Genomic DNA, 19,815 nt, shown 5'->3' on the forward strand with positions numbered 1-19,815 from the left:
CCCTGGCGATGGATTATAAAAGAGCCTACGCAACTGAAATTGTTGCAAATTTATTCAAAACACTTCATTGTTAACAGCTTGTTCCATAAGGAATAATTATGCGCCCTGAGTCTTCCGAGCCGTTATTTTTAACACCGGATATACGCTTCGTAGAAACGGAGGAGGGTGCCATTTACCTGAGCTCGAATCAGCCGCTCGGTACTTTGCCTCCCTCCATTTTGACTTATCTAGAAAGCTGGGCACAGCAACGCCCTGATACTGTTTTTCTTGCCGAGCGTAACCCGTTCGATCCGTCTCGGTGGGATTGCATTACCTATGCGCAAACACTCCAGCGGGTCAGCCAATTGGCGCAGGCGTTAAGTGGCACAGAACTTTCGGCCGAGCGGCCGCTGATGATTGTTAGTGGTAACAGTATTTCATCTGGATTGATGACACTGGCCTGCATGATGATTGGCGTGCCAGTGGCACCCATTTCACCATCCTATTCGTTGCTATCAAAGGATTTCAGCAAGGTAAAACACATACAACAACTGATTACCCCCGGCCTGGTGTTTGCGGAGAACTTTCAGGCATTCAAACCGGTGTTGGAATTATTCCAGGGTATGGGCACTCCAGTGATTACCGCCGATTCAGCATTATCTGGCAATGGTGTGCTTAATTTGGCCAGATTAATAGCGTCGCAGGAGGGGGCTGAGTTTTTACCTAGAGCCGCAACGATCAACCCCGATACCTTGGCAAAAATACTCTTCACCTCCGGCTCGACCGGCATGCCCAAGGGCGTTATGAATACCCATAGAATGCTGGTCAGCAACCAGGAAGCTATCGCCAAAATCTGGCCTTTTGTTCAGCAACCTGGGCAAGTTTTTCTCGATTGGTTGCCTTGGCATCATACCTTTGGCGGTAACCATAACTTTAATATGGCACTGCGCAATGGCGGTTCGTTGTATATTGATGGTGGAAAACCCACCTCCGAAGGTATAAAAACGACACTGCGTAATATGGCCGATATATCTCCCACCCTCTATTTTAACGTAGCGGCGGGCTATGAGTTATTAGTCAGCGAGTTGGAGCAGGACGATGTGCTGGCAGTAAAGTTTTTTAGCCAACTGAAATTGCTTTTTTTCGCAGCGGCAGCGTTACCTAATTCGACCTGGAACAGACTACAAGCTTTAATCGATAAATACGCCTCTTGCGAAATTCCGATTACCAGTAGTTGGGGTGCCACAGAAACCTCACCACTTTGTACCTCCGTTTATTTTTCTAATCAATTAGCGAGAAATATTGGGCTGCCCGTACCCGGTACCGATGTCAAACTGGCGCCAGTCGGCGATCTCATCGAACTGAGAGTGAAAGGCCCCAACATCATGCCGGGCTATTTTCAAAATGAGGCACAAACCAAGGAAGTTTTTGATGAGGAGGGCTACTTCTGTAGCGGCGATGCGGTCGAACTGATTGATCGCAATAATCCAATGCTGGGGTTGATGTTTAAGGGTAGGGTTAATGAAAATTTCAAACTACTCACCGGCACCTGGGTAAACGTGGGTGAACTACGGGTGGCAGTTGTTGAAGCGCTGTCGCCATTGGCGACAGATGTGGTTATCTGCGGGCATAACGAATACTATCTTGCTGTGCTGATTTTCCCTAACGTGGCCGAATGTGAAAAATTGATAGGTGGTGCTGGTGGGAGCAGCTTAATACTCAACCAGAAATTACAGGCAGAAATCATCGCTAGGTTAACTGCACATAATTTAAAAAATTCTGGGTCATCTAAGCAGATTAGAAAGGCGCTGCTACTGGCTTCGCCACCATCCTTTGATGACAACGAAATTACGGATAAAGGCTATTTGAACCAGCGTGGGGTGTTGACGCATCGTGCAGAAGATGTCATGAAGTTGTATGCTGCAAATTGTGCGGAGGAGGTTATTTCAATTTAGAGGGTCGATTCAACAGGCTTTTAGGTTTAGCTTTGGACGCATTACGGTGCTCGGCTCTTTTATCGTTCCGTTCGCCTTTTTGGCAAAACCGAAACAAGCTCGGTGGGCGGCTTCGTGCAAAAGGCATTTATATATTAACCCCATCTAAAACTGGAGAAAAACGATGGCCGTTTACGTGATAGCTGATGTTAAAGTAACCGATGACTCCTGGATTCCAGAATACGCCGCACATGTGCATGAAATTGTGCACCGGCACGGCGGTAAATACCTTTCTCGTAGCGGTAACATCATCAATGTTGAAGGCGAACCTTTGGACACGACGCTCATCGCTTTGCTGGAATTCCCCTCTATGGAGTCAGTCAAAGCCTTTGCCGACGATCCCGACTACGCCAAATATGCGCAGGCGCGCCAAGCGGGAAGTGTGAGTAAACTCAATGTTATTGATGATACAGATGTGGCAGGGACTATTGCCTATTTGGGTAAGGGATAGAATCCAAGAGTTGGTGTGTGACTTTTTGTCTAAAAAAATTAGGGCGTTTAGTCTAAGTTTCTAGATTTTTGATGGCGGTAATGTTGGATAATCAAGGTCAATGCCAACCGCCAAGAAATTTTTTATGGGATATCCAGATTAGCCATGAGCCTAAGCGTTGAACAAATTCAAAGTCTGGTTGAGCCAGCACGGGTGCATAGCAGCGTCTATGTGGATTCAGAGATATTCCAACTGGAAATGCAGCGTATTTGGGGGCGCAGTTGGATCTATGTCGGTCACGAAAGCCAGGTTAAAAACCCCGGCGATTTTTACACCACCACTTTAGCTACTTTACCCGTTATTATGATTCGTGACGCCAAATCAAAAGTAATAAACGTGCTTCAGAATCGCTGTGGGCACAGAGGTGCGATTGTCGCGCAACAGCAGTATGGTAATGCCAAATTGTTGCGTTGCCCTTATCACGGTTGGACCTATCGCACTGACGGTGGTATCCATGCTATTCCCCATCCCAAGGGCTATGAGGATACTGGCTTTGATAAGTGCGAAGCGCAGTATTCAATGCCAAAACTACCGCGTGTTGAGACTTATCGTGGTTTTGTTTTTGCTTGTTTAACGGATGATGTTCCCGATCTATTTGAATTTTTGGGCGAGATCAAAGACACCATTGATAACATGTGTGATCGCTCACCAGAGGGTGAGGTGGAAGTGACCGGGAAAAACTGCCATCGCTTTTTACACCCCTGTAACTGGAAATTTTTTATTGAAAACCTGCATGACGCAATGCACCCTATGTGCGCTCACGCGGGTACCAGTGCGGCGGTGCAAAGTTATTTATCGAGTTTACCGGAAGGTACCGCCGCGTCGCCGGAGGCGGAAGTTATCGATCCTTTTAGTGGCAGCTATGAGTTTTTCGATGGCATGGGTGTTACCGCGCTAGAGTATGGGCACGGTTATATGGGTGGTAAGAAAAGTATTTTCAGCCATTACGAAATGTACCCGGAATACTTGGCGGCGATGCGAGCGGCCTATGGTGAAGAGGGTGCACAGGAAATTTTATCCTTTAATCGGCACAATGCCTGTTGTTATCCCTCCTGTACGATTCGCGATGCAGTCCAGTCGATTCGGGTGATGCGCCCCGTCTCGGTGGATAGCACTATTCTTGAATCCTGGACTTTCCGCCTTAAAGGCGCGCCGGAGAAATTACTGCAACGTACCTTGCGCTATTCCCGATTGATTAATTCACCGGGTTCCATGGTAGGACCGGATGATCTCGATTGTTATTACCGTATTCAGGAGTCTGCTAAAACAGGTTCAATTAAATGGGTTGATCTGCACCGTTATTTGGGCCAAGAAGACGAAGCTAATGGCAAGGTGACTGCGCCTGGTACCAGCGACCTGTCGATTCGCAATCAGTATAAAGCTTGGTTGAACTATATGAGCAAAGCAGTATGAGCGATCATCAGTCCGTGCCTGACATGGGCGCCATTCGGGAATTGCTTAATCTGGAAGCGCGCTATTTGAATAAAGCTGATCTGGAAAGCTGGATGCAGCTCTATACTGAAGATGGAATTTACTGGATGCCTCTGGATGCTGAGCAGACCGACCCGGAGGCGCACGATTCTATCTTTTATGAAGATCGGACGCTCATGGCAATACGCAGGCGAAACTTCGGCCATAAACTTTCGTTGTCTATGCAGTACCCTGTTCGTTCCTCACGGATTATTTCTGATGTACATTTGGAGCGACATGACCCTGATACCAATATCACTATCGTCAATTCGAGTTTTCAGGCGGTTATTCTCTATAAAGAACAAACGCTCTATGCGGGCACGTGCCAGCATCACTTGGTTAAAAGCGAAGTAGGTTATTTGATTAAACGAAAGCGTGTCGATCTGCTGAATGCCGATATGCCGCTGTTGCCGATTATGATTTATATTTAATCCCTGGGTGTTATTTGGCTTTTGGAAAGACACAATCGCCCCATAAATCCACTCATGTCATTGTTACTTGGTGAGCTATTTCTAGTCCTTTTGGTTGATCAAAAGCAAAATTAAACCTGCTAAGCTAGTAACTTGTCATCGTATCGATTTTTGGAGAGCAGGTTATGGCGAAATCAAAAACCACGAAACCCATTGCACCCTATTTGGCGGTTGGTTTATCCACCCCCATTTATGGCATTGCTGAACGCAAGCATATTCGGCATAACCTGGAAACTATTGAAGAAGCGATTCATGCAGCTGTTTCCATTCTTGGTATTAATATGCCAGTAAAAATCATTGCACTGACCGAAGGCGCTTTGACGGGTTTCACCGATGAGATTTTTGACTTACCACACAAACTGGCGGCAAAAGAACTCTTTATCGATATTCCCGGTGAAGAATCCGAGTGGTTAGGGCGGCTGGCGAAGCAGTATCGCACTTATATCATTGCACAATGCAAAGCGCGCTGGCCGGAGGTGATGAAGGATCGCTTTTTTAATACGTTATTCGTGATTGATCCTAATGGAGAAGTAGTGCATAAGGCGGCAAAAAACCATGTTTGGTGTCGTGAGCGTTCCTGTATGCCGCACGATATTTATGATCGCTGGGTGGAGTTGTTTGGTGACGGTATTGAGGCATTTTATCCTGTTCTTAAAACTGAGGATATTGGCAATATCGGGACTATTTGCTGTAGCGACGGCGAATACCCGGAGGCGGTGCGGGCATTGACCTTCAACGGTGCGGAGGTGGTCTATCGCCCCAGCGAGGCGGCACCAATGACTAACTCCAGTTATCCCGGTGGCGGTAGCTGGATGGTACAGAACCGAGGCCATGCTGAGTTTAATTCGTTGTATATGCTTTGCCCTAACTCTGGCCCGGTGTACTTATCGGCAAGTTCTAAACATGCAGTAGACATAGCGGGAGGGAATTCTCATATTGTTGATTATCGCGGCAATATTGCGGCTTACAGTGCGACCACAAATAACACAATGATTTCTGCAGTGATTGATATTGAAGCATTGCGGCAGTTTCGCGCGATGAACCTCAATAGCAATTGGTTGAAAGATTTACGCACGGAACTGTTCAAGCGTATGTACGAACAGCCTATCCATCCAAAGAATCTTTGGCTGAACCAGGAACCCAAGCACCATGCTGAAGTTGACGACATCTACCGGGAAAATATCGAAAAGCTCTATCAACGAGGCACTTGGACGCGACCTGCAATGAAATACGATGGTGCTCGATTAGCAGAGGACGAGGAGGATCTACAAAAACCTTCCTGGCAGGAGTTAAAGCAGCAACTTTGGGGTGACTGGAGCTAAGAAATTAATCAGAAGTTCCTCCATATATTTCGAAACCGATGTGTTTGCACTCCACCTCTCGCGTAAGAGGTTGGCGCGGCTGTGTAAGAGGGCGCTCGGGTGTAGCTAAATCCAGAGTGAGAGTCCCTTTCTATGTAAACCCCTTCCTGGGTTGTGCATGAAGCTCGACCTCATCAAAGCTGTCATTCTTAATATCATCAGACATAACCAAGGTCGGTTTTTATGAATATTATGTGCGTTGATGATAATGTGACGACAAATAGAGACAATGTTAAGAAACGGAAAATGACCTGAGTATCAGTGGCTGGTCCACGATATAACAAGTAAATATGCAAAGTATCAAGTTATCCTGGCGACTATCAAAACGCGAATGGCGCTCCGGCGAGTTACGGATTCTTTTGTTTGCCTTGATTACCGCAATAGCTGCCACCACGACTATTAGTTTTTTTACGGAACGTTTAAAAATCGCTCTACTGACCCAGTCTGCTGAACTCATCGGCGGTGATTTAGTGTTGCGCAGCTCACGTCCGTTGCCCCAGGGTTGGCTGCATCATGGGCAAGAGGTAGGCCTTGAAACGGTTGAGCTAGCGGAGTTTGGTAGTGTCCTGATGCACACTGAGGAAATTCTATTAGTCAGCATAAAAGCGGTGTCTCAGTTATATCCGATACGTGGCCAATTACGTGTTGCCGACAGCCTGTATGGTGATGATTATTCTATACAAGAACCACCTGTAGCTGGGGAAATCTGGGTGGATCGACGAGTTATGAATCGACTTAATCTAGCGCTGGGAGCCCGCGTTAAAATTGGACGGCAATCCTTTAAAGTCGCTAAAGTCTTAACCTTTGAGCCTGATAGAGGTGGTGATTTTTTTAACCTATCACCTCGCGTTTTGATGAATTACCAGGATCTTGATAGCACTGGTGTGGTGCAGCCGGGCAGTCGTGTTCGTTATGGCTATTTATTTGCTGGAGCAAAAATCGAAGATTTTACCGCTTGGTTGAAACCGCAATTAGGCCCAGGTCAAAGATTGTTGACGGTGAAGTCTGAAAGGGGCGGTGCCAGTAAGGCGTTAAATAATGCTGAGCACTATTTGCGTTTGATTTCTTTGATGGCAATCATGCTGGCTGCTGTGGCGATTGCCGTCGCGACCCAACGCTATAGCGAGCGCCATTATAATGTGAGCGCGATGCTGCGCTGTTTTGGCGCAACACAAAGAACCATTGTTAATATTTATTTGGGGCAACTTGCCATCATTGCCTGTGTGGCTGGTTTGCTGGGGAGTTTTTTCGGTTGGATCACGCAGGCGCTGCTAATGTCAGTGCTGGATGAACTCATACCAGCAGGCTTACCTGCCAGCGGAATAAGACCGATAGTGACGGGTTTTTTGGCCGGGCTGATTATCCTGTTGGGTACGGCGTTACCACCTATATTGCGATTGAAAAACATTTCGCCGTTACGTGTTATTCGGCGCAACCTTGCGCCATTGTCGGCTCGGATCTGGTCTGTCTATCTGATGGCGGCCGTGTCTATTTGTCTGCTGATTCTGTTGCTGTCACAGGATGTTTGGTTAACCCTTGTCATTTTTGTTGTTGTTGCAGTCATTGTTCTGCTGCTTTACCTGGCCATCTATATTCTGATGCGCGTCAAACTTCATCATCGTCGTTCACGACGGTCTTTGTTGGGTCGCGGTTTCGCTAGCTTATCCCGGCACGCCCGTAGCAGCGCCGGACAAATTATCGCTTTTGCTGTCACTATGATGCTAATGCTGGTCATTATGCTGTTGAGGACGGAATTATTGGATAATTGGCGCACTCAGCTACCGGAAAATGCGCCAAACCATTTTGCCTTTAATATATTGGCGCAGGAAAAGGATGCACTTCAACGGTGGTTAGTGAAGGAGGGAATAGAGGCTCAACCCCTTTACCCGATGGTGCGTGGTCGTTTGACCCAGGTCAACGGGGTTTCGGTAAAGCCTCAGAATGAACGCCAGGATAAAACTGATGAGGCGCTTAATCGCGAACTAAATTTAACCTGGACGGATAGACTGCCCGATGATAACCGCATTATTGAAGGGCGTTGGTTGGATGGAACTCATAAACAAGAAACGCAGAAACAGGAAGTTTCAGTAGAATTGGAGCTGGCGCGGCGGCTGGGTCTAAAACTTGGAGACGAATTGACATTTAATATTGGCGGTGAAAAATTACTGGCGGATATCACTAGCTTACGTTCGGTGCAGTGGGAAAGCTTTTCCCCGAACTTTTATATGATATTTCCGCCTGGTACTTTGGATGGAATGCCTACGACCTATATCACTAGTTTTCGTTTGCACGGGCAGCAAGGGGCTTTGCTCGCGGAGTTGGTTAGCCAGTTTCCCTCGGTGACGGTATTAGAAGTAGAGGTGATTATTCAGCAATTTAGGACGGTTTTACGACAAGTGACAATGGCGGTGGAGATTATGCTGTTATTCGTGTTGTTGGCTGGATTCGCTGTACTATTTGCCGCTGTCCAAACGAGCTTGGATGAAAGGTTGCGAGAGGGAGCGCTGATGCGTGCCTTAGGTGCAAAACGCCAATATTTAGAGCAGAATAATCTGATTGAATTTGCTTTGCTTGGCTTCATCAGTGGTGTGCTTGCGGTTCTCGGCGCAGAAGCCATCAATACCTATCTCTATCACCAAGTATTTCAAATTGAACGACAGCTTGTTATCAAGGTGTGGATAGTGGCTCCGTTGATGGCAGCGTTTTTAATCTCCTTAGTAGGCTATTTTTTGACACGCCGAACTATCACCCAAAGCCCGAAATCTATTCTGCAACAGTATGAGTAGTGCTTTAGCGTAGCGGTATGATTTTAAACATGGTTATTTGTTTTTATAGGATGGTTACGAGTATGATTAACCGCCTGATACAGCACCAATATTACTATTGTCTAAGATCCTAATATTGTCCCGATTTGGGCGGTTAGGGTGGTTATTTAAGGGGGATACCTATGTCAGAAGTGCACATTCATCCGGTCATGCCCGAGGTAGCGCAACGCGCCTGGATTGATAAAAATAAATACGATGAAATGTATAAGGCGTCGATTAGAAATCCAGAGCAATTTTGGGGCGAACAGGGCAAGCGGCTGGATTGGATACAGCCTTATAGCGAAGTAAAAAACACTTCTTTCGCTAAAGATAATGTCGATATTCGCTGGTTTGCAGATGGCACGCTCAACGCTAGCATTAATTGCCTTGATCGGCATTTGGCTGAGCGTGGTGATCAGGTGGCGATCATTTGGGAGGGTGATGACCCCTCTATTGATAAGAAAATCACTTACCGTGAACTACATAAGCAGGTCTGCCAGTTCGCCAATGCGATGAAAGCCAGGGGTATTAAAAAAGGCGATGTAGTCACTATTTATATGCCGATGATTCCAGAAGCGGCGGTGGCGATACTGGCCTGTGCCCGCATCGGCGCTATTCATTCAGTGATCTTTGGTGGTTTTTCGCCGGAGGCCATCGCCACTCGTATAAAAACCTGTCATAGCAACGCAGTGATCACGGCCGACCAAGGTGTGCGTGGTGGGAAAACCATTCCGCTGAAGGAAAATGTAAACATTGCGCTCAGTCGGGAAGGGATGGACTGCGTAGAAACAGTGATTACAGTAAAATACACCGGAAATCAGGTGGGCTGGCAGGAAGGTCGGGATGTCTGGTATCAGGATATCGTGGCGCTGGCCTCAAGCGATTGTCCGGCGGCGGAAATGAATGCGGAAGACCCATTGTTTATTCTTTATACATCGGGTTCAACAGGCGCACCCAAGGGCTTGATGCATACTACTGGCGGCTATTTGGTATTTGCGGCCATGACCCATCAGTACGTGTTTGATTACCATGATGGTGATATCTATTGGTGTACTGCGGATATCGGCTGGGTAACCGGGCATAGCTATATTATCTACGGCCCATTGGCTAACGGCGCAACCACTTTAATGTTTGAAGGAGTGCCTAACTGGCCAGGTGTCAACCGTATGAGCCAGGTGGTAGACAAACATCAAGTGGATATTCTTTACACTGCGCCAACGGCAATTCGGGCCCTGATGGCTGACGGTGATTTGCCAGTTGAAGGCACAGATCGTTCCAGCCTGAAAGTGTTAGGTTCGGTTGGAGAGCCCATTAACCCTAAAGCCTGGGAGTGGTATTTCAAAACCATCGGTAATAGTAAATGCCCGATAGTAGATACTTGGTGGCAAACCGAAACCGGAGGTATTCTATTGTCGCCGCTGCCGGGCGCGACTGATTTGAAACCCGGTTCTGCGACCTTACCGTTTTTCGGGGTACAACCAGCAATAGTGGATGGCGAAGGTAATATTCTAGAAGGGGTGGCGGAAGGGAATTTGGTGATGCTGGATAGCTGGCCAGGGCAAAGCCGCAGCGTGTATGGCGATCATGACCGCTTTGTGAAGACTTATTTTTCTGACTTTCCGGGTAAATACTTTTCTGGTGACGGCGCTCGTCGCGATGAGGATGGCTATTACTGGATTACCGGTCGGGTGGATGATGTCTTGAATGTGTCCGGACATCGGCTGGGAACTGCGGAAGTAGAAAGTGCGCTGGTTCTGCATGAAAAAGTTTCCGAAGCTGCCGTAGTCGGATTTCCCCATGACATTAAGGGGCAGGGAATCTATGTATATCTAACACTTAATCACGGGGAAGAGCCGAGTGATGTGTTAGCAAATGAACTGAAACAGTGGGTGCGTAAAGAAATTGGGCCAATTGCCACCCCCGATTTGATTCAATGGGCGCCAGGGCTGCCAAAAACCCGTTCCGGCAAAATTATGCGCCGGATTTTACGTAAAATTGCTGCGAATGATTATGAACAGCTGGGCGATACCTCTACACTAGCTGACCCATCAGTTGTTCAAGACTTAATAGCTAATCGCTTAAACGGCAAGGTATGACACTCTTGGCGTTACACTTGGCAAATAATAGCTAAGCAGAGAAGAATGACTGATTTGCCAACTGGGGTTGTTTCGGTGTAAATTATGCAACGCAAAATATTATTAAGTGGTACTTACAAAAATAAGGTGTAAAGAAATATGCATAAGGTTGTCATTGTCGCCGCTGGGCGCACCGCAATTGGTAGTTTTAATGGTATGTTGGCATCGCTGAGGGCGGATCAGCTGGGCAGTGCAGTGATTCAGGGACTGCTCGAACGATCGGGTATCGACGCCTCAGAAATCAATGAGGTCTTGCTGGGGCAGGTTCTTGCTGCCGGCTGTGGGCAAAACCCAGCACGCCAAGCGGCGATTAATGCCGGGTTACCCAGCAACATCCCAGCAATGACGATCAATAAAGTCTGTGGGTCTGGTCTGAAGGCCGTGCATCTAGCGGCTCAAGCGATTGCGCTCGGTGATGCTGATGTGATTATTGCCGGCGGTCAGGAAAGCATGAGTCAATCGGCGCATGTACTGCCTAAGTCACGCGAAGGTCAGCGGATGGGCAACTGGCAATTAGTTGATACGATGATCAACGATGGTTTATGGGATGCCTTTAATGATTACCACATGGGCAACACTGCGGAAAATATTCAACAACGCTATGATATTTCTCGTAGTGAACAGGATGAGTTTGCCGCCAACTCACAACAGAAAGCAGAAGCTGCGCAACAGGCAAATCGGTTTGCGGAAGAAATTATTCCAGTCAGCATCCCGCAGCGCAAAAAAGACCCGATAATTTTTGCTGTGGATGAATACCCTAAACATGGCACTACAACAGAGTCTCTCGGAAAATTACGACCAGCTTTCAAAAAAGATGGCACAGTTACCGCCGGTAATGCCTCTGGAATTAATGATGGCGCAGCTGCTGTAATTTTAATGAGTGAAGAAAAAGCCAAACAACTGGGATTAAAGCCATTAGCCAGTATTAAAGCCTATGCCAATTCTGGGGTCGATCCAGAAGTTATGGGCACTGGTCCCATTCCTGCGAGTAAGCTGTGTTTGAAAAAAGCTGGTTGGAAGGCGAAAGAGTTGGATTTAATCGAAGCTAACGAAGCCTTCGCTGTACAAGCTATCGCTGTTAACCAAGAAATGGGCTGGGATATTAACAAAGTCAATGTGAATGGTGGAGCAATTGCGCTCGGACATCCGATTGGCGCATCAGGTTGTCGAATTCTTGTGTCGCTGGTTCATGAAATGATTAAGCGAGATGCCAAAAAAGGTCTGGCTACGCTTTGTATTGGTGGCGGCATGGGCGTCGCTCTGGCAGTGGAGCGATAATTAAGGATCTCTGATTACTCGATAACCTCATTTGGTATTGTATTGATCCAGCATTCATAATCAGCTGATTTTAAGCTTTGCGCATGGTGGCCGCCTTATCCTGGCGCCGCTCGCTATGCAATGCAAAGCTCTTGACTGATTGAATAAGGAGCAAACATGCGACTTGGCCTCATACTAGGTTATTCCGGTAAAAGTATTGTTTTGCCTTTTGCTCTGATAGAACAGGCAGAACAGTTAGGGTTTGACTCGATTTGGACAGCGGAAGCCTACGGCTCAGACGCCGTCACTGTCGCCAGCTGGATTTTGGCACGCACTCAACGCCTTCGAGTGGGCACCGCTATCATGCAAATACCTGCCCGTACCCCTGCAATGTGTGCCATGACAGCCATGTCGCTGGCGCAACTTTCTGGTGGTCGTTTTATTTTAGGGTTGGGCGCTTCCGGGCCACAGGTGGTAGAAGGTTGGCATGGACAACCCTACGCTAAGCCCTTAAGTCGTAGCAGAGAATACATTGCTATCGTGCGTCAAATTATGGCGCGTGAACAAACAGTCTGTTTTAACGGAGAGCACTATCAGTTGCCGTACCAAGGCGAAGGAAGTCTTGGTCTTGGACGGCCTCTCAAAAGCATACTGTCAGCGGCGCCTGATATCCCCATTTATATGGCTTCAATTACTCCCGCAGGGCTGCGCTTAGCCGCAGAAGTGGCCGATGGTGTGTTTCCTGTTTGGATGGATCCAAAGCGTTTTGATCTGTTGGCTCCTCATCTTGATGCGGGTTTCGCTAAAGCGGGTGGCGGCAAAAACTTATCAAATTTTGACGTTGCTCCCTTTGTATCGGTATCTATGGGGGATGACCTGGAGCAATGTCGCGCTCCGCTGCGAGAACATTTAGCGCTCTATATAGGCGGCATGGGTGCGAAGGGTAAAAATTTTTATTATGACTATACGGTAGCCCTCGGGTATGAGGAGGCCGCACATCGAATACAGGAATTATACTTGGCCGGTAAAAAGCAGGCAGCGGCTGCTGCGGTGCCAGCTGAGCTGATGGATGCGGTGGCTCTGCTGGGGCCGAAACAGCGCATCAAAGAGCGCCTGGAAGTATGGAAACAAGCAGGCCATAGAAATTATGTTGGATCGATGCTGATTAGGACTCACCAACCGGAGGTCATGTCGCTACTGGCTGATGAATTATTATGAGCCCAACAAGTAATACCGGGTTGCTAATGATGCGTATTGCAGGACTGGTTGCAGGCATGTTTCTGAGCAGTCTGTGTCTGGCAGATCGATTTTGTTTTGCGCAAGCGCAGAGCTACTACGAGCAGCTTTTTTGTGAGGTGAAGGCGCAGGGTAAAGGCAGTAAGTTGCCGCGCTTTGATGAGTTTAAAAGGAATAGTCAAATAACTCAGGCGTTGTTGTTAAAGCACCCTGCAAAAAGCGCCGGATTAACGGTAATCATGCCAAAGAGATCAAACGAAGCCAATATCAAATCCCCGATTAAAACCACTCCGCTCACTGCAACTAAAACGAGCGCTATGAGCGACTGCGTGCTTCAGGATGCGTTAATTGAATGTGGAACGCGGCGCTATCAAATGCTTGGTAATTTATCTAATCAACGTCTCAAGCCGGGCTCATTAGAGGAATCGAGCCGATTGGAATTGCCTGAATATACAGGCGATTCACTGAATCGAGATAAGCTTTTGCCCTATTTACTCAAAGCTTACCGGCATTATGTGAATAAAATGATGGATATTGGATTGGCAGGGGCGACCATGTCCTACGGTACTTTTGAATATCTTTTCAATGACTTACGAGATAAAGGGGTTGATTTTAATAAACGATTTGAAACCATGTATCGCTATCTGAAGCAGGACAAAAAAAGCATTAATGTGAGCGAAACAATAACAACACCTAGTGGCCTGCGCATCAGTGATTGTGGTTTGCTAGATCAACAGCTGATAGCCTGTGTCGTTGATGGCAGAAATTATCTTTATCGGAGGAGTGTCGGCATCATCGGGTCAGACTGAGCCAAAGGTATTAAGGAATCAATTAGATACTCCCTGATGTTTAATGGGGGTCTAACAGCCTGCTAGTGGACTGCTGATTCGGACGAGCCAAATGTTTGCGTAGCGAGAGGTGCTATTGATGAGTGATGTATTACTAATTTCCAAGCCCTATCAAAACGCTGGAAAACATTTGTGCAGATAGTGCGTATTATCTGTAGATCGATATTTGACGCAGTTATATTTTCAAAACAATTGACCCATGCCATATCACCGCAAACACTGACTTTAACCGCGCTCGCTATGACTGAGCATGGGCCTTGATTGTTAAAGATGGCTTGCCAGCTTTGGAAGACCGCGTCCCACCCCTCTAATCTATCCCAGCCGGGATGAATACAATAGACCTCATTGTGTTGTCTCCACACTTGAGACATCAATGTCGGATCTGCTTGCGATAATGCCAGGTAAAAACGGTCGTTTGCGGTGAGTATCTCAAGGCGATTTAGGTTGTCTGACATGGAAAATTCTCCTGAAGGACCCTTTATCGACATAAGGCATCGGTATAAGGTTTGGTTGGAGTTGTTATCAATAGAATTTTACCAAAGTATACAATAAAGAAGCCCGCGCTAGGCGGGCTTAATCGGGCTACACGAGCACTTTATAGTGCTTTCTTTATTGGAGTGGATATAATTTTGAAATATTCCATATACTAGGTAGCAAACATTATGCCAGCCTTTAAAATCAATGGGTTAGGCGTTTGATTTTTTAAGGCTGTAAAAATAACGGACGTATCGAGCAATAATTCCGGCCCTTTCTAAGGCTAACAGATTTCACAGCTTGTTGGTTTTTCTGTGATAAATCGGTGCTTTTCCGACCATAGCAGGGGTTGCATTACTCAAAAAATTACCTATAGTAGGCAACTGATTTCAGCGGATAGAAATCATGATATTAACTAACAAGGAGGTTAGTATGCCAAAGCTTTTTCGTTTTTCATTTCTCTATATCATCATCGGTTTGTCCCTAGTCGTAACCGTCAATGCAACGCCCGTCTTTATTAACGAAATTCACTATGATAACGCCGGTTCGGATCTGAACGAGGGCGTTGAAATTGCTGGACCGGCCAATACCGATTTAAGCGGTTGGCAGTTGGTCTTGTACAACGGTGGCAATGGACAACCTTATTCAACCATTTCGCTTGCAGGGATTTTCTCTGATTTGATGAGCGGTTTTGGTGTTTTATCGTTTGCCTACAGCGGTATACAGAACGGCTCGCCTGATGGTGTTGCCCTGGTCGATAGCACTAATCAGTTAATACAGTTTTTAAGTTACGAAGGTGTGATTGAGGCTAATTCCGGGGTGGCCGCAGGACAGCGCAGTATCGATATTTTGGTACAGGAACCAGCTAATACCTTAGTTGGCTCATCACTTCAGTTATCCGGTGTAGGGTCTGCGTACGAGGATTTTCAGTGGGGAGCAAGCTTACCGGAAAGCTTCGGAGCGATTAATAGTGAGCAGCGATTTTCAAGTGGAGAGGAAGCTGCCCCGGTTCCGACCGTACCGATACCGAGTAGTATTATGCTTTGGTTGTTTGCGCTGCTAATGCCGTTATCTGGTGGGCGGTCGCGGCAGCTGTCCTCACTGCCGACGCTACCTTCCTGAGTAGAACGAACCGGACGCCACAAAACTGTGGCGTCCGGTTTTCGTGAGGACTAATTGTGGGCGTGTAGTTCTTGGTTTAAGGCAATAGCCGACTTGTTGGTTTTACATTCAATTCGGCCATTTTCAGAATTACGGCGTAACAGTAAATCAGATTTACCCGCCAAATCTCGAGCCTTGATAATTTTGACCAACTGGTTTTTATCATCGAGTAACGCCACTTTAGAGCCTGCCGTGACATAGAGTCCTGCTTCGACAGTACAGCGATCGCCCAAGGGAATACCGATACCGGCGTTCGCACCGATGAGGCATTCTTCGCCAACAGAGATAACGATAGAGTTGCCACCGGATAAGGTGCCCATGGTGCTGCAGCCGCCGCCGAGATCAGTGCCGTTGCCAACCATGACGCCAGCAGAAATGCGACCCTCAACCATGCTGGCTCCCTTGGTGCCCGCATTAAAATTGATAAAGCCTTCATGCATGACAGTAGTGCCTTCGCCTAGATAAGCGCCTAGTCTTACTCGATCGGTGTCCGCAATACGGACGCCTGAAGGAATCACGTAATTCGCCATTTTCGGAAATTTATCTACGGCCATCACTTCCAGCAGCTCTCCACGCAAGCGTGCCTCGAATTGTTTTTGTGCCAGCTCGTCGACGGCGATAGCGCCAGCGCTGGTCCATGCCACATTAGGCAGTTTGCCAAAAATACCAGTCAAATCTACTTGGTGAGGTTGCAGCAAACGGTGAGAAAGTAATTGGAGTTTCAGGTATATTTCTGGTGTCGATTGTGGCGCCTCGTCAGTTTCAAGGAGGATGATTGCTGTTGGTCTTTGGGACTTGCTCAATTGTTGCGCCAGCGCGGCCTGCTCAGTCATACCCAGTTCGGTCAGCGCATTGGCAAGCTGGTTGAGCTGTGATGCAGAAGGGGCTATTACCTGGTTGCCGGTAGCAATATTTAAGGTTTGTTTTACGCACGCTATCAATTTGGAATTGGGTGAAATTAGCGGCGCGGGATAATAAACTTCCAGCCACTCGCCGCTGCCTGATTGCGTGCCGACACCCATTGCAAAACTAAAGTAGGTATTCTTGTTCATAATTAAACCTTATTCATTTCATTAAAAATTTGTTCGTATGTATTGGCGTCAAAACCTAAATAACGCGCAGTTCCTGTATCGAGTAATGGTCTTTTGATTAAGGCTGGATAAGTTAGCATAAGCTGGATTGCTCTTGCTTCATCCAAGTCAGCCCTTTCAGCGTCCGCTAGTTTGCGCCAGGTTGTGCCTCTGGTATTGAGTAATTGTTGCCAACCCAGCTCGGTGCTCCACTGTTTGAGTTGTAGCTCATCTAGTCCATCTATTCGGTAATCGTGAAAACGATATGTAATTGCTGATTGTGTTAACCAGTTCCTGGCTTTTTTAATAGTGTCGCAGTTTTTGATACCAAAAAGCGTGATCATGAGATTGCCTTATAATGTCGTGGTTGCCTGATGATTAGGCGGTAATTGAGCCCATTGATCAAGCTGTGAACAAATAGCCATCTTGAGTTTTTCGCAAAGCTCGTTATCGGCGATGGGTTCGTTATTTTTGGTTGTGATGAAAAAAACGTCTTCGACGCGCTCGCCGAGTGTGGCAATTTTAGCTTTTTGCAAAACCACGCTATTTTCAAGAAAGATTCTACCAATACGTGCTAGCAATCCGGGTCTATCTGGTGTTACCACTTCGACAACGGTATAGGGCTGGTGGTTATCGCTGAAAATATTGACCTGCGTCGGCATGGTAAAATGTTGCAATCTTCTGGGCGTATGACGCTTGATAATGGTGGGGTATTCCTGTGGGGTTAATAGCGCCTGCGTCAGCGTCTGTTTGATGAGTTCTCTTAAAGAGGGGTTCTCTCCGAGAGGTTGACCATTTTCGGTCAGAACGATATAGGAGTTGAGGTTAAAGTTATTGGGTGATGTGCTAATGCGGGCATCCACAATATTAAGCTCAAGTTGCTCTAAAATGGCCGCCGTGGTTGCGAACAAGTGATACCCTGTTTGTGAGTATATAAATATCTGAGTGCCGCTAGCATGGTGCTGCGTCGAGACGTCTTTAATCATCACCAGAGGTTTGCCTGGTTCAGTATGCTCTAGAATGGCTTGCGTGTGCCAAGCGATATCCTCATCGGAGTGTTGAATAAAGTAATCGTCCCCAAGCTGCTGCCAAAGTGCCGTGACTATTGTGGGATTGAAAGGCAGCAGAGCCAACGCTTTGTCTTGCTTGGTGGAGATTTCTATTTCACGATCTATCGGGTTTTCAAGTCCACGGCTTAATGCGCGCCTGGTTTCCAGGTAAAGATCGTGTAAAAGTGATGCACGCCAGCTATTCCACAGCTTGGTATTGGTGGCATTAATATCTGCAACGGTTAAGACAAAGAGATAATCCAAGTGCAGTTGGTCCTGCATACGCTCTGCAAACTGCTGTACTACGCTGGGGTCGGATATATCCATGCGCTGTGCGGTAATTGACATAATGAGATGATTTTCCACGAGCCAGCTAACTAGCTCAGTATCCCATGCGCTAAGACGATGACGTTCGCAAAAAGCTCGAGCATCTTCTGCACCCAGGGAAGAGTGATCACCGCCCCGGCCTTTTGCGATATCGTGGTAAAGCCCGGCGATATAGAGCAGTTCCAACTTAGGAATCTGTCGAATGACATTAGCCGAAAGTGGAAATCTTTCAGCCTCTGAGCCAAGGTAAATGCGACGCAGATACTGCAATAACAATAGCGTGTGGGCATCAACCGTGTATATATGGAACAGGTCATATTGCATTTTGCCGATAATTCTACCGAATTCCGGCAGGTATCTACCCAAAACGGCGTAACGACGCATGCGTTGCAGCTGCGTGACGATACCATCCGGCGAGCGCAGTAGCTCCATGAAAATAGAGATATTACGAATGTCCTGGCGGAACTCATGGTCGATAAGGTGACGATGTTCCCGAATCAGCCGAATAGTGGATGCGCGAACCCCCTGTATTTCTCTGTTCTGCGCCATTAAAAGAAATATTTCCATTAGCGCAAAGGGGGTGCGCTGAAAGACCTGATTATCCACCACTTCGATATAGTCGTTAGTGATTTTAAATCGGGTGTTCAAGGGGCGGCTGATAAAACTTTCGTCCGCTCGTAAAATGGCTTCGTCAAAATGTTGTAGCAACATATCGTTCAGCTCCAGAATACGCAGTGCGACGCGATAGTATTTCTGCATGAGCTGCTCGATTGCAAGGGACTCTTCGGTGTCTTTGAAGCCGAATAATTTTGCCAACCGCTCCTGATAGTCGAAAAGTAGCCGATCTTCGGCTCGGCCCGCTAGCATATGCAGGCCATAACGGATTTTCCAAAGATAATTCTGCCCTTCACTCAACAAGCCAAATTCTGCTTCAGTTAAAAAATGATTGGTGACTAAATCGCGCAGGTTGTCACCGCCAAAATGTCTTTTCGCGACCCAGCCAATCATTTGTAGATCGCGCAAGCCGCCGGGGGACTCTTTTACATTCGGCTCTAAATTATGTTCTGTATCGTCAAATTTGCGGTGTCGGAAGATTTGTTCATCTCGTTTTGCGGCATAGAAAGCTTTGGCTGACCAGATTTTTTTAGGGCCGACCCGCTTTTGCATGTGTGCGAACAACTCCTGTGAACCCACTAGCAGGCGTGATTCCATTAAACTGGTGACAATGGTGATATCGTTGCGCGCTTGGTCAATACATTGCCGCGTGGAACGGACGCTATGGCCGACCTTTAAGCCAATATCCCATAACAGCGTTACGAACTTTTCAATATGTTTATGCTGAGACTTAAAACGGAAGCCGCGGTAGAGAATCAGGATATCGATATCGGAATGGGGGTGTAATTCGCCGCGGCCATAACCACCAACCGCAATCAATCCAATATCATTCTGACGAAATGAAAATTGACGCCAGGCATGAGTTAACAGTTGATCAACTAACCAGGCGCGTGCGAAAACGAGCAGTCGTGTAGGAGTATCGTTTCGAAAATGTTGATCCAATATAGACTGGGAATTTTTAAGCACCTCTTTAAACGTAGCGATAGGCGAAACTGACTCGGCGAGTTGCCGGGTAAATTTTTCGTTATTGAAAATTTCCGCCTGAATGCTGCTAAGGCTTGTGGGTTCGGACATC

At 47.1% G+C, this 19,815-nt stretch carries 15 protein-coding genes; 11 read left to right on the forward strand and 4 right to left on the reverse strand.

Going from position 1 to position 19,815, the window contains the following annotated elements:
• Positions 1-98 precede the first annotated feature (98 nt).
• From H6995_04240 to H6995_04285, 10 genes are all read left to right on the forward strand, one after another.
• The gene (locus tag H6995_04240; GenBank protein MCP5214200.1) at positions 99-1,934 is read left to right on the forward strand and encodes a feruloyl-CoA synthase; all 1,836 of its coding nucleotides are present in this window, start codon (positions 99-101) and stop codon (positions 1,932-1,934) included.
• Between the two features lie 163 nt (positions 1,935-2,097).
• The gene (locus H6995_04245; GenBank protein MCP5214201.1) at positions 2,098-2,424 is read left to right on the forward strand and encodes a DUF1330 domain-containing protein; all 327 of its coding nucleotides are present in this window, start codon (positions 2,098-2,100) and stop codon (positions 2,422-2,424) included.
• Positions 2,425-2,568: 144 nt separating this feature from the next.
• Positions 2,569-3,876, forward strand: coding sequence for a Rieske 2Fe-2S domain-containing protein (locus H6995_04250; GenBank protein ID MCP5214202.1), 1,308 nt, complete (start codon positions 2,569-2,571; stop codon positions 3,874-3,876).
• The gene (locus tag H6995_04255) at positions 3,873-4,364 is read left to right on the forward strand and encodes an aromatic-ring-hydroxylating dioxygenase subunit beta (GenBank protein MCP5214203.1); all 492 of its coding nucleotides are present in this window, start codon (positions 3,873-3,875) and stop codon (positions 4,362-4,364) included. The genes H6995_04250 and H6995_04255 overlap by 4 nt, the downstream gene beginning before the upstream one ends.
• 164 nt (positions 4,365-4,528) lie before the next feature.
• Complete coding sequence (locus H6995_04260) at positions 4,529-5,725, forward strand: hydrolase (GenBank protein ID MCP5214204.1); 1,197 nt, start codon at positions 4,529-4,531, stop codon at positions 5,723-5,725.
• 329 nt (positions 5,726-6,054) lie between these two features.
• Positions 6,055-8,550, forward strand: coding sequence for an FtsX-like permease family protein (locus H6995_04265; protein ID MCP5214205.1), 2,496 nt, complete (start codon positions 6,055-6,057; stop codon positions 8,548-8,550).
• A gap of 161 nt (positions 8,551-8,711) precedes the next feature.
• On the forward strand, positions 8,712-10,664 hold the full coding sequence (gene acs, locus H6995_04270; GenBank protein ID MCP5214206.1) for an acetate--CoA ligase: 1,953 nt from the start codon (positions 8,712-8,714) through the stop codon (positions 10,662-10,664).
• A gap of 138 nt (positions 10,665-10,802) precedes the next feature.
• Positions 10,803-11,981, forward strand: a complete 1,179-nt coding sequence (locus H6995_04275) for an acetyl-CoA C-acetyltransferase (GenBank protein ID MCP5214207.1) — start codon at positions 10,803-10,805, stop codon at positions 11,979-11,981.
• Positions 11,982-12,137: 156 nt separating this feature from the next.
• Positions 12,138-13,178 carry an LLM class F420-dependent oxidoreductase gene (locus H6995_04280; protein ID MCP5214208.1) on the forward strand — a complete coding sequence of 347 codons (1,041 nt, stop codon included), beginning with the start codon at positions 12,138-12,140 and terminating at the stop codon, positions 13,176-13,178.
• A complete protein-coding gene (locus tag H6995_04285) occupies positions 13,175-14,005 on the forward strand; it encodes a hypothetical protein (protein ID MCP5214209.1) in 831 nt (276 codons plus the stop codon). The genes H6995_04280 and H6995_04285 overlap by 4 nt, the downstream gene beginning before the upstream one ends.
• 62 nt (positions 14,006-14,067) lie before the next feature.
• Here the strand turns inward: H6995_04285 and H6995_04290 are convergent, their stop codons facing one another.
• Positions 14,068-14,499 (reverse strand): nuclear transport factor 2 family protein, encoded by a 432-nt coding sequence (locus tag H6995_04290; GenBank protein ID MCP5214210.1) that lies wholly within the window; start codon positions 14,497-14,499, stop codon positions 14,068-14,070.
• A gap of 451 nt (positions 14,500-14,950) precedes the next feature.
• Between H6995_04290 and H6995_04295 the strand changes: the two genes are divergently transcribed.
• Positions 14,951-15,640: a lamin tail domain-containing protein gene (locus tag H6995_04295; GenBank protein ID MCP5214211.1), complete on the forward strand. Its 690-nt coding sequence runs from the start codon at positions 14,951-14,953 to the stop codon at positions 15,638-15,640.
• 50 nt (positions 15,641-15,690) lie between these two features.
• Here H6995_04295 and dapD read toward each other — a convergent pair whose 3' ends face one another.
• From dapD to H6995_04310, 3 genes are read right to left on the reverse strand one after another with little or no spacing between them, the layout of a single operon-like run.
• Positions 15,691-16,731: a 2,3,4,5-tetrahydropyridine-2,6-dicarboxylate N-succinyltransferase gene (gene dapD, locus H6995_04300; GenBank protein MCP5214212.1), complete on the reverse strand. Its 1,041-nt coding sequence runs from the start codon at positions 16,729-16,731 to the stop codon at positions 15,691-15,693.
• A gap of 2 nt (positions 16,732-16,733) precedes the next feature.
• On the reverse strand, positions 16,734-17,093 hold the full coding sequence (locus tag H6995_04305) for an ArsC family reductase (protein ID MCP5214213.1): 360 nt from the start codon (positions 17,091-17,093) through the stop codon (positions 16,734-16,736).
• Positions 17,094-17,102: 9 nt separating this feature from the next.
• Positions 17,103-19,814 carry a [protein-PII] uridylyltransferase gene (locus H6995_04310; protein MCP5214214.1) on the reverse strand — a complete coding sequence of 904 codons (2,712 nt, stop codon included), beginning with the start codon at positions 19,812-19,814 and terminating at the stop codon, positions 17,103-17,105.
• Position 19,815 lies beyond the last annotated feature (1 nt).

This window comes from Pseudomonadales bacterium, from assembly GCA_024234615.1.
Classification (GTDB): Bacteria; Pseudomonadota; Gammaproteobacteria; order Pseudomonadales; family IMCC2047; genus JAJFKB01.